Raw genomic sequence first — 11,996 nt, 5'->3', positions numbered from 1 at the left:
TGATGTGCCGCTCTACAATTCTCCACCCCCGACCGGACCGCCCCCGATGACCCGTACTGCCGCCTGGCTGGCTTGCCTGCTGTTGATGACTTCGCCTGCCTGGGCTGCTGAAACGACCGTCACCGGCAAGGTGTATCAGGAGCGCGACGGCAAGCCCGGGCGCGGCCCGACCGATCCCGGCCTGGCCGGGGTACAGGTCTCCAACGGCGAAACGATCGTGCGCACCGCCGCCGATGGCAGCTACAGCCTGCCGGTGCGCGAGGGCCAGACCATCTTCGTGATCAAGCCGGACGAGTACCGCTTCCCGGCAGCGGCCAATGGGCTGCCTTCCTACTGGCGACACTACGCGCCCCAGGGGTCGCCAAAGCTGAAGTACGACGGCATCCGCGCCACCGGCGGCGCCACCCGCAACTGGGATTTCGCGCTGGAACCGGCCAAGGGCACCGATGCGGCACGCAACGGTTTCGAGATGCTGGTGTTCACCGATTCGCAGACCGCCAGTCGCCAGGACATCGGCTACTACCAGCGCGCCATCGTCGAGCCGATCATCGGCAAGCACCCGGCGCGGCTGGGCACCACCCTGGGCGACATCGTCAACGACGACCTGAGCCTGTACCCGGACATCAACAAGGTCACCGCGCAGCTGCAGGTGCCGTGGTTCCACGTGCCGGGCAACCACGACCTGGACATGGACGCCGGCAACGATGCGCACTCGCTGGACAGCTGGCGCGCCGTGTACGGCCCGGATACCTATGCGGTGGAAGAGGGCGGCGCGAGTTTCGTGTTCCTCGATGACGTGGTCTACGACCCCAAGGCCAAACCGAGCTACGTGGGTGGCCTGCGCGCGGACCAGTTCACCTTCCTCGGCAATTATCTCAAGGGGCTGCCGCGTGATCGGCTGATCGTGCTCGGCATGCACATCCCGCTGTTCGATGCCGCGCCCGGCCGGGAGACGTTCCGCCATGCCGACCGCACGCGTCTGTTCGCGCTGCTCAAGGATTTCCCGAACGTACTGGTGCTCAGCGGCCACAGTCACACCCAGCAGCACTACTACCACGGTGCGGCCGAAGGCTGGCAGGGCAGCAAGCCGCTGCACGAGTACAACGTGGGCGCGGCCTGCGGGGCATTCTGGTCGGGCGTGAAGGACAGCAACGGCATCCCCGATGCGACCATGAGCGATGGCACCCCGAACGGCTATGCGGTGCTGTCGGTCAAGCCCGGTGGCGACTACGGCCTGCGCTATTACGTGGCGCGTGCGCCGGACGATTACCAGATCGCCCTGCATGCGCCGAAGGTGCTTCGCCAGGGCGCGTATCCGGCCTGGGGCGTATACGCCAACGTGTTCATGGGCCAGGCCGATTCGTTGGTGGAGTACCGCGTGGACGATGGCGCCTGGCAGCCAATGAAGCGCGTCGAGCAGCCCGATCCGCGCCTGCTGCAGGAGAACGTCGCCGATGACACCGCCGAGCGCCTGCGTGGCTTCGACCGCTCGCCGGAAGCCACGCCGTCACCGCACCTGTGGCGCGGCGCGCTGCCGACCCACTTGGCCGTGGGCGAGCACAAGGTGGAAGTGCGTGCCGTGCAGGGCGATGGCCCGACGGCCACGGCCAGCACCAGCTACCGCCTGCAGACCGCCAAGCCCTGATCACGGCGCCGTGGGTTCAGTACGGCGCTGTATGGCGCAGGCGGCTTTGCATTCCCCCGGCGATGCCTGAGAATCGCCGGGATTCAATCGATTCAACCAAGGCAAGCGAGTGAGCGCAGCGGTACCGGTTCCGGCTCAACCTGATGTGGCGCGGACCGCGGCCCACCGGGATTCCCCCCCTGACACGCTGATCGTGGCCGATGTGGGCGGCACGTTCGCCCGCGTCGCGCTGGCCACTGTGCGGGCGGGTGCTGCGCCACAGCTGAGCGGCCTGCAGCGTTATGCCTGCGCCGAGCACCCCAGTCTGGCCGCGATCCTGGCCGCTTTCATCGCCACGCTGCCGGCAGCGCCGGACAGTGCCGTGGTCGCGATCGCTGGCTTGCTGGACGGTGATCACCTGGTCAACACCAATCTGCCGTGGCCGGTCTCGGTCGCCCGGACCCGTCACGATTCCGGGCTGGCGTCGCTGGCGCTGATCAACGATTTCGAAGCGGTGGCCTATGCGATTCCGCACGTGGCGCCGGAGACGATGGTGGCCCTCAATGGCGATCCCGAGCCGGGACCGCGCTGGCCGGCGCTGGTGCTGGGCCCGGGCACCGGCCTGGGCGCAGCGCTGCGCTTCGAGGGCGGCGAGCGTCCGGTGCTGGCCAGCGAAGCCGGCCACGCCGCGTTGAACGCCTGCAATCCGCTGGAACTGGAGGTGCTCTCGCGCCTGCTGCAGCGCTGGGAGCACGTGGACAACGAGCGCGTCCTGTCAGGTGGCGGCTTGATGAACCTGTATCCCTGCCTGTGCGATATCCGTGGCGTCACGCCGCACTGGACGAGCACCGAAGCCCTGATCGCGGCCGCCCATGAGGGCGTGGATGCGGTGGCGGTCGAGACGCTGGAGGTGTTCTGCGCCTGGCTCGGCAGTCTGGCCGGCGACCTGGCCACGACCTTCGGTGCGCGCTCGGTCTACCTGGCCGGTGGCATCTCCACCCGGGTGGACCGCTTCCTGCGCGATGGCGGTTTCCGCGCGCGCTTCCTGGCCAAGGGCGTGATGCACGATGTGCTGCGCCAGGTGCCGATCTGGCGGGTGGACCACGGCGAGCTCGGCGTGCTTGGCGCGGCGGTCTGGCATGCGGAGCATCGCTGTATCGTCGTGTAATTCCCTCATTTTCCGTTCGCTGGAGACCTACCCATGACTGACCGCAGGCGATTTCTCCAGGCCAGTGCCTTGGCCGCTGGCGCCCTCGCGCTGCCGACGTTGCAGGCACGTACTGCCTCCGGCGCGCGCGTCGTGTCCACCTGGGATTTCGGTGTGGGAGCCAACCAGGTGGCCTGGAAAACGCTGGCGAGCGGCGGCTCCGCGCTCGATGCGGTCGAGGCCGGCGCGCGCTGGGCCGAGAGCGATCTGTGTAATCCCACGGTCGGGCGCTGCGGCAATCCGGACCGTGACGGCGTGCTGAGCCTGGATGCCAGCATCATGGACGGCGATGGCCGCTGTGGTTCGGTGGCGGCGCTGAGTGATATCGCGCACCCCGTCTCGGTGGCACGGCGGGTGATGGAACAGACGCCGCACGTGATGCTGGTGGGCGAGGGCGCGCAGCAGTTCGCGGTGCAGCAGGGCTTTGAACGCAAGAAGCTGCTTACCCAGGAAGCTGAAAAAGCCTGGCGCGAGTGGCTCAAGACCGCGCAGTACACGCCCGAGATCAATGCCGAACGGCGCAGCCGCCCCGGCGACAGCAGCAACCACGACACACTGGGCATGCTCGCGATCGATGCGCAGGGGCGCCTGGCCGGTGCCTGCACGACCAGTGGCATGGCCTGGAAGATGCACGGCCGCGTTGGCGACAGCCCGATCATCGGGGCCGGCCTGTACGTCGACAACGAGGTCGGGGCGGCCACCGCCTCGGGTGTCGGTGAGGAAATGATCCGCAATGCCGCCTCGTTCCTGGTGGTCGAGCTGATGCGCCAAGGCCGCTCGCCGGCCGAGGCCTGCCGCGAGGCGATCGCCCGGGTAGTGCGCAAGCGCCCTGAGGCAAGCAAGACCCTGCAGGTGTGCTTCCTCGCGTTGAACAAGCACGGTGAGGTCGGCGCCTACGCGCTGCATCGCGGCTTTGTCTACGCGGTCTGCGATAAAGACCGGCAGGACGACCTGCGCGATTCCGCCTCGGTATACACGAGCGAACAGACGTGAGCGCGCCGCGCCGGGTGCTGGAGATCGCGTCCAATTCGGTGGCCTCTGCGTTGGCCGCCCAGCAAGGCGGAGCGGATCGGATCGAACTGTTCGACAACCTCGCCGAGGGGGGCACCACCCCGTCGCAGGGCAGCATCGCGGTCGCCCGTGATCGCCTGCAGATTCCCTTGTTCGTGCTGATCCGGCCGCGGCCTGGCGATTTCCTCTACACCGCGCTGGAGGCCGAGATCATGCTGCGCGATATCGCGTACTGCCGTGCACTCGGCTGCGAGGGCGTGGTGATCGGCGCGGTGGATGCCGACGGTGGCATCGACATGCCGCTGTGCCGGGAACTGGTGTCCGCGGCAGGTCCACTCGGCATCACGTTCCACCGCGCCTTCGATGCGGCGCGTGATCTGCCGGCGGCGCTGGAGCAGATCGTGACGCTGGGCTGCCAACGCATCCTGAGTTCGGGCGGGCAGGCCAGTGCACTGGCCGGTGCCGATGTGCTGGCCGCCCTCGTGGCGCAGGCCGGCGACCGCATCTCACTCATGGCCGGTGCGGGAATCACTGCGGCCAACGCCGTGGAGGTAGCCCAACGCAGTGGGTGCGTTGAACTGCACGCCTCAGCGAAGACGACGCAGCCGTCGGCAATGCGTCACCACAATCCCGCGTTGACCGGGTTGTCGCCGGACTGGAGCGTGACCGACACAGCGCACGTCAGAGCACTGCGCGCGGCTCTTGATAATAGGGACGGAGGTAGTTAATCCGCGACGCCCGGCCGCAATTAACTACCTCCGTCCCCATTAGAAAAACGGCAGCCGCCTGTACAAGCGCAGCTGCCGTGGAGGACCGTTGCCCCGCCCGAAGGCGGGGGCGGGTGAGGCTTAGAACTTCCAGTTCACGCCGAAGTACAGCTGGCGGCCGGCATAGATGTTGGACAGCAGGCGGGCCTGGCTGTCATCGCCGATGTAGCTCTGCAGCTCGGACTTGGTGGCGTTCAGTACCGAGGCGGTGACCGTCCAGTCCGGGGTGATGTTGTAGGCCACGTTGAGGTCGAGCTGGTCGTACGGCTTGGTGCAGGTGGTCATGCCGTTGTTCAGGCCGCCCACCACTTCGCCACGGCGGTTGTACGAGGCGCGGGCCAGGATCGTGTCGTTCTCATAGAAGATCGTGACGTTGGCCTGGTTCTTGGCGCTGCCCACCAGCGGCGAGGCACCGATTTCTTCCCCATCGAGCACGATCGAGGCGAGGTTGGTGTCGTTGTAGGTGTAGTTGGCCTGGACGCCGAAGCCCATGTCGAAGGTGTACTGGCCGTACACTTCAACGCCCTGCGAGACGCCGTCACGGCCGTTGGCTTCGGTGCGGTACTTCTGCACGGTGACCGACTGCCCGCCGACCGTCATCTGCTGGTCGCGCACCACCGGCACGGTGAAGTTGTCCACGTTCTTGCGGAACAGCGCCACGCCCGCGGCAGAGCCGGGCTTGAAGTACCACTCCAGGCCGAGGTCGAACTGGACGGCCTTGAACGGTTCCAGGTTCTTGTTGCTGCCCGAGCCGTACCAGCCCGGGGTGTCAGTACCACCGGCCACACGGCGGTCGTTGCTGTACTCCTCGCTGATGTAGTTCAGGCCGCCCGGGTAGGCGATGCTGGTATAGCCCGGCCGCGCGATGACCTTCGAGGCTGCGCCGCGCAGCACCAGGCTGTCGTTGATGTCCCAGGCGATGTTGAAGCTCGGCAGGAAGTCGGTATAGGTCTTGTCCAGCGAGCTGAGGGTGTAGACCTTGTCGCGCACCTGGTTGTCCGGCAGGCGCACGAAGCCGCCCTGGCAGCGCAGGGTCGGATCCGCGGCCGGGTCATCGCAGCTCATCGGCGACCCGTTGGCATTATCGACGAAGTAATCGTTGAAGCGCTCGACCGAATCGCTCGACTGGGCGAACTGCTCGGTACGCACCACGCGCACGCCGACATTGCCGCGCAGGCGCTCGGTACGGAAGTTGGCCTGGAAGTACCCGGAGTAGATCTTCTCGTTGACGTCGTAGACGAAGTCTTCTTCGGTGCGGTTGTGCGAGCCGCCGTAGGTCTGGTTGAGGTAATTGATGTAGGCCGGGTAGTTGATGCCCGGGAACACGTTGGCGTTGAAGCCGCCGGCGATGTTGCTGATCGGGTTGGACAGGAAGAAGCCCGGCTGGGCATCACCGGCGGTGGAATCGCAGCCGGCCTGGTAACGGTTGTTGTCGTAGTCGGCCGGATCCAGGCCCTGGCACACCCAGTAGGTGTTGCCGGTGTTGCGGTGGACCTTGCCGTCACGGTACTTGGTGCCGAACTGGATGGAATCCAGCCAGCCGGTCTCGAACAGTTTGGTGAAATCGGCCTGGAAGTAGTTCTGTTCAACCTCGGTCTGCATCCACGACGAGTCGGTCGAGCCGGTGTCGACTTCGGCAATGCCGGCCATCAGCTGCTGCTGCAGGTCCGGGGAGAACTGCACCGACGGCGTGCCGGTCAGGTCCCATGCGGTGTACTGGTTACCCGACAGATAGTCCGGACCGACCTTGCGGCGCGGCTTGGCCGACATCCGGAAGTTCATCGACGGGCCACCTTCGGACCAGGTACGGCCACCGGTGAAGGACGCCTTCCACAGCGGGCTGATGTCCCATTCGACCGACAGGTCGGCGGTCTGCGAAAGCGCCTTTTCCTTGCTGTAGCCACCGGTCAGCTGCGGGGTGGGCAGGGTGCAGTCGTCCGGCCCCCAGCCGCCCGGCGCAAGGCCGGCCGCCGCGGCCTGTTCTTCGCTGCAGATGTAGGCCTTGCCTGGCAGCTTCTCGAACTGTGCGCCGGTCACGATGCTGCCGCTGGGATCGAAATCGAGCCCGTTGAGCAGCCGGCCGCCGGCCCAGTTACCGTCACCATTGAAGCGGGCCATGCTCCACTCCGGCACCTTGAGCATGTTCTGGGTGTAATCGCCCTGCAGCTCGAAGCGGAAGTAGTTGGCGGTCAGGGTCAGGTTGTCGAGCGGCTTGAACTGGAAGGTCAGCTGGCCGCCCTTGCGCTCGCGTTTTTCTTCCTTCACCGCGAAGTTGACCGAGGTCGGCATGAAGAAGTCGCTGTAGTTGCCGCCGGTCTGGTTGTTGAAGCCGGACTGCCCCCACCAGTAGTGGATACCATCCTGCGGCAGCGCATTGCCGTTGGCATCACGCGCGTCACCTGCGCCATACCACTGGTAGTCCTCGGTGCTGGCTTCCATGGTGCGGCTGGTGCGCTTCTGCTGCGTCACGCCCACCAGCACGCCGAAGCGTTCGTCCTTGCTGTGCCAGGAATACAGCGCCGAGGCCTGCGGATCGATGTCGTGGCTGGTGTCCGATGAGGTGCCTTCCAGGTTGACGTAACCGGAGTTGGCTTCCATATCGAGCGGGCGGCGGGTATGCAGGATCACGGTGCCACCGATGCCGCCTTCGTCGATGCGCGCTTCCGGGGATTTGAACAGCTCCGCGCTGGACAGCATGTTCGACGGCAGCAGCGTGTAGTTGAACGAACGCGACGCCTCGTTGTTGGTTTCCGAGGTGGCGACGTAGTTGCCGTTCAACTGGGTGAGGGTCAGGTCCGGCGCGAGGCCGCGCACGCTGACGCTCTTGCCTTCGCCGCCACTGCGCGTGATCACCACGCCGGGCACGCGCTGCAGCGCGTCGGCCACGTTCTTGTCGGGGAACTTGCCCACGTCTTCGGCGGTGATCACTTCGACCACGGCGTTGGCATCGCGCTTCTGCTGCAGGCTCTTCTCGATGGCGTAGCGATAGCCGGTGACGGTCACGCTGTCGAGCGTGGTCGCATCGGGGGTGCCGGTGGCCGGGGTTGCTTGTTGCGCGAAGGCGCTGGCCGGCACGATGGCCGTGGCCAACGCGCTGGCAATGGCCGCGGACAACGCAACGCGGCGGTGCATGCGTGACATCTTCATTCCACTCTCTCCCTCTCCTGGATTGAAACGGTGGCGATACGAATTCTTTGAATCGATCTAATGTTTGAAGCCGACTTTCTCGAGCGTCGAGTTGCCTGGCGCGTCCCGCATGCATCGCGTGGGGCAGTCCCCCGGCTCCCCACTTCCGGCAATCGTGACCGTTTTAAGTTGGATCGATCTAAACGATTGGCGGGGGATTTTTAGCACGACCGCGCGGGGGACGCATGCTGCTCCGCAATATGGATCCCGGCGGTGCTTTCGCTTGTGCCGGGCCGAGGCCGCGGCGGCGCTGGGTTGGCCGCCCCAGCCCTGTCGGCGGGCCGACGGGTGCCGATCCGCTTGCCCACGCGTGGGCGGTGCGGCCGAGTGCGCAACTGGACACGCTGCTGCTGGCCCCCAGGGTGCCGCCGATGTTGCAGCGCAGAATGCATCCCCCGAAATTCCCGTGCTTTACTTAAATCGATCTAAATTCACCGGGGTGTGGATTGGGTCGCCCAGTCCAGGGAACCAGCGGCGCCCGCCGCCACTGGTTCGCGCTGCCGCCACGTCCGCCAAGGAGTCCGTGTCCGTGACCTGTTTTTCTCACCGTCCTTCCGTTGTTCCCGCCGCCGGTGCCGTCCCGGCCCGCCGCCGCCCACTGGCGGGTCTGGCCTGCCTGCTGGCCCTGAGCTGCGCGCCGCTGTTGCTTCAGGCCGCGCCTGCGGCGCTGGAGCGCGAGGTCAACACCTTCATCGGCAGCAAGGACGATGGCAATACGTTCCCGGGTGCCTCGGCGCCGTTCGGCCTGATCCAGGTCAGCCCGATCGGTGAGCACTATGCTGGCTGGCGCTACGACGATCCCAAGATCCGTGGCTTCGGTCATTCCTTCCTGTCCGGCGCCGGCTGCTGGGAGCAGGGCGGCCAGGTCTCGGTCCTGCCGGTGACCGGCAGCATCGGCCCGGGCGGTGACTTCAATACCGACGACGCCAAGAGCTTCGACCACAAGCGCTACGCCTCCAGCTACACCCACGAGGGTGAAATCGGGCAGGCGGGCTACTACAAGGTGCGCCTGACCAACTACGGCGGCATCGACGCGGAGGCTACCGCACGCACGCGTGCCGCGGCCGAGCGTTACACCTTCGCCGCCGATGCGGGCACCGGCCACGTGCTGGTCAACCTCGGCCAGGCCAACGAGCGCCATTCGGTGATCGGCAGCGTGGTTGATGTTGTCGGCGACCGCGCGGTGGAAGGCAAGCTGGTCACCAAGAGCTTCTGTGGCGGGCATCAGTACACCACCTGGTTCCGCATCGAGTTCGACCGCCCGTTCAAGGCGTTCGGTACCTGGGGCGAGGGCGGCGGCCTGCCGGGCGCACGCCATGGCATGGAAGGCGAGCTCAAGCCCAGCGGCGCCTGGCTGAGCTTCGATCTGGCCAAGGGCCGTGCGGTGACCGCGGTCAGCGCGATCTCGCACGTGGATGCCGAAGGGGCGCGCGCCAATCTGCGCAGCGATGGCATGCAGGGCGGTCGCCTGCTCGGCTTCGATCAGATGCGCCAGATGGCCCAGCAGCAGTGGCGCAAGGAATTGGCTGCCGTGCGTGTCCAGGGCGGCAGCAGCGACGACCGCACCGTGCTGTACACCGCGCTGTACCACGCGTTGCTGCAGCCGCTGACCGGCAGCGATGCCGACGGCCGTTACCGTGGCTACGACGACAACATCCATCGCGCCGATGGCTGGACCTACTACGAGTACTTCTCGCTGTGGGATACCTACCGCGCACAGAACCAGTGGCTGGCGTTGACCAAGCCGGAGGTCGCGCGCGATATCGGCCGCACCCTGCTGGCGATTGAAGCGCAGGGCGGTTGGCTGCCGCGTTGGGGCTACGCCAACTTCGAAACCAACGTGATGACGGGTGACCCGGTCACGCCGTTCCTGGTGGACCTGTGGCGCTTCGGCGCGCTGGCCGGCCGCGAAAGGGAGGCCTACACCGCGCTGCGCAAGAATGCGTTCGAGGTGCCGCCGATGAACTCGCGTCATGCGGGCCGTTCGGGCAACCCGAGCTACCTGGCCAATGGCTATGTCCAGTACGACCGCGCCTTCCCCTCCAAGGGCATGGACGTGGATCCGCACCACGGGGGTTCGGCGACGCTGGAGTACGCGCTGGCCGACTGCGCCCTGGCGCAGATGGCCGATGGCCTCGGCCATGCCGCCGATGCCGGCGTGCTGCGCGAGCGTGGCCGCAACTGGCACAAGGTGTGGGACCCGTCGGTGCGCGATGAAGAGGGCGATTTCAACGGCTTCCCGCGGCCGCGCATGGAAGATGGCGCGTGGTACCTGCCGGCCGATGGCGCGTACAGCCCGCGCTCGCACCATGGCTTCCATGAAGGCACCGCGTGGCAATACCAGTGGCTGGCGCAGCAGGACGTGCCGGGCCTGGTCCAGGCCATGCACGGCCGCGAGCAGGCCGCGCGGCGCTTGGATACCTTCTTCGCTTACGACGCGCTGGTGAAGTCGCCGCTGACCGCCGCCCGCAAGGAATGGGTGGTCGGTCCCTACAGCTACTACAACCAGTACCGCTATAACCCCAACAACGAACCGGACCTGCACGCGCCCTGGATGTACACGCTGATCGGGCAGCCGTGGAAGACCGCCACCGTGGTGCGCGCCGCGCAGCAGTTGTTCACCAACGCGCCCAACGGCGTCACCGGCAACGATGACCTGGGCACGATGTCGGCCTGGTACCTGTTCAGTGCGCTGGGCCTGTACCCGGCGGTGCCGGGCAGCGGCGAGTTCCTGTTGCATACGCCGCGCTTCGCCCGCGCCGAGATCGATCTGGGCCAGGGCAGGACGCTCACCCTGAAGGCGCCGGGCGCGGATGGCCGCCAGTTGCAGTATGTCCAGAACGTGCAGGTCGATGGCCGAGCGCATGCGCCGGTGTGGCTGGACTGGGCGCAGCTGCAGCGCGGTGGCACCATCGCCTTCGCCCTGGGCAGCACCGCGCAGGAGAACGGCTGGGGTACCCAGGCCGAGGCGCTGCCGGCGTCCTTCTGCGCCACCCCCGGCGCGGTACTGGAATGAGCCACACGCTGGTCCGCGCCGTGGCCAGCCCACCGGGGTTGACCCTCGGCGCGGGCAGGGACCGCTGGTCAATGCGATCGTTTAGGCTTGCACCTTGCTTGAGGAACCCGACGACCCGATGAAAGACAAGGCCACCCCCGCCGGCAAAGGCACGCGCGCGGTCACCGTGACCGACATCGCCGAAGCGATCGGCGTGTCGCGCGCGACCGTCTCGCTGGTGCTGCGTGGCAGCCCGCTGGTGAACGTCGACACCCGTGCCAAGGTGGAGGCCGAACTGCGACGGCAACGCTACGTGTACAACCGCGGCGCGGCCAATCTGCGTCGCCGCACGTCCTCAAGCGTGGCCCTGGTCATCAACGACCTGTCCAACCCGTTCTTCGCCGAATTCGCCTCCGGGGTGGATGAAGCGCTCGGCGGCAAGGGCTTCGTGACCCTGCTTGGCAGCACCGGCGAATCGCCGGAGCGGCAGCAGGCGGTGCTGACCACGCTGATGGAGCACATGCCCGCCGGGTTGATCCTGTCGCCGGCCGAAGGCAGCGATGCCGGGCAGCTGCGCCAGGTGCTCGGCCATGCCAACGTGCTGCTGTTCAACCGCGAACTGCCGGGGGCCGACTGGGACTTCCTGACCCTGGACAACCAGCAGGGTGCCTACCTTGCCACCCGTCATCTGATCGAACAGGGCCACCGCCGCATCGCGTTCTATGGCGGCCACGCGGTCTCCAGTTCGTGCCATCAGCGTCGTACCGGGTATGCGCAGGCGCTGGTCGAGGCGGGCATGCCGGTGCAGCCGGCGTGGCTGATCGAAACCTCGCCCAGCCGCCTGGATGCGGCTGCGCGCGCCGGCGAGCTGTTCGCGCTGGATGCCGTGCCGACCGCAGCGGTCTGCTACAACGACAGCGTCGCGCTGGGCCTGATGCTGGGCCTGGCCTCGCGCGGCGTGCAGCCGGGCCGCGACTTCGCGGTGACCGGTTTCGATGATATTTCCGAGGCCTCGGTGGCATCGCCGCCGCTGACCACGCTGACCGTCAACCCGCGCGAGCGCGGGCGACAGGCGGCCGAACTGCTGTTGCTGCGTCTGGATCATCCCGACGCGGCGCCGGCCCGTACCGTTGCACCGGTCCAGCTCCGCGTTCGCGAGAGCAGTGGCGCGATGACCGTCTGATGGTTTCCCCAATCACCTGCTCG

General features: G+C 67.0%; 7 protein-coding genes. 6 read left to right on the top strand and 1 reads right to left on the bottom strand.

Annotated features, from left to right (window positions below):
* Positions 1-46: 46 nt before the first annotated feature.
* The 4 genes from AC06E9_RS08545 (at position 47) to AC06E9_RS08530 (ending at position 4,570) form a co-directional block, all read left to right on the top strand.
* Entirely contained in the window at positions 47-1,645 is a 1,599-nt protein-coding gene (locus AC06E9_RS08545) for a calcineurin-like phosphoesterase C-terminal domain-containing protein (RefSeq protein ID WP_121036651.1), read from the top strand.
* Positions 1,646-1,790: 145 nt separating this feature from the next.
* Positions 1,791-2,792 carry a glucokinase gene (locus tag AC06E9_RS08540; protein WP_336619079.1) on the top strand — a complete coding sequence of 334 codons (1,002 nt, stop codon included), beginning with the start codon at positions 1,791-1,793 and terminating at the stop codon, positions 2,790-2,792.
* Positions 2,793-2,825: 33 nt separating this feature from the next.
* Positions 2,826-3,824: a glycosylasparaginase gene (locus AC06E9_RS08535; protein WP_478055886.1), complete on the top strand. Its 999-nt coding sequence runs from the start codon at positions 2,826-2,828 to the stop codon at positions 3,822-3,824.
* Positions 3,821-4,570, top strand: coding sequence for a copper homeostasis protein CutC (locus AC06E9_RS08530; protein WP_478055885.1), 750 nt, complete (start codon positions 3,821-3,823; stop codon positions 4,568-4,570). Before AC06E9_RS08535 ends, AC06E9_RS08530 begins: the two co-directional genes overlap by 4 nt.
* Before the next feature lie 120 nt (positions 4,571-4,690).
* On the opposite strand, the gene AC06E9_RS08525 is transcribed toward AC06E9_RS08530, so the two are convergent.
* A complete protein-coding gene (locus AC06E9_RS08525; protein WP_478055884.1) occupies positions 4,691-7,756 on the bottom strand; it encodes a TonB-dependent receptor in 3,066 nt (1,021 codons plus the stop codon).
* A gap of 568 nt (positions 7,757-8,324) precedes the next feature.
* Between AC06E9_RS08525 and AC06E9_RS08520 the strand changes: the two genes are divergently transcribed.
* A complete protein-coding gene (locus tag AC06E9_RS08520) occupies positions 8,325-10,811 on the top strand; it encodes a GH92 family glycosyl hydrolase (protein ID WP_478055883.1) in 2,487 nt (828 codons plus the stop codon).
* A gap of 118 nt (positions 10,812-10,929) precedes the next feature.
* A complete protein-coding gene (locus tag AC06E9_RS08515; RefSeq protein ID WP_121036657.1) occupies positions 10,930-11,973 on the top strand; it encodes a LacI family DNA-binding transcriptional regulator in 1,044 nt (347 codons plus the stop codon).
* The last annotated feature ends 23 nt before the right edge of the window (positions 11,974-11,996 follow it).

Source organism: Stenotrophomonas sp. Steno-Z10-BAI (genome assembly GCF_056393115.1).
Note: the sequence above shows the minus strand (reverse complement) of the source record. Positions and strands in the feature narration are given on the sequence as shown.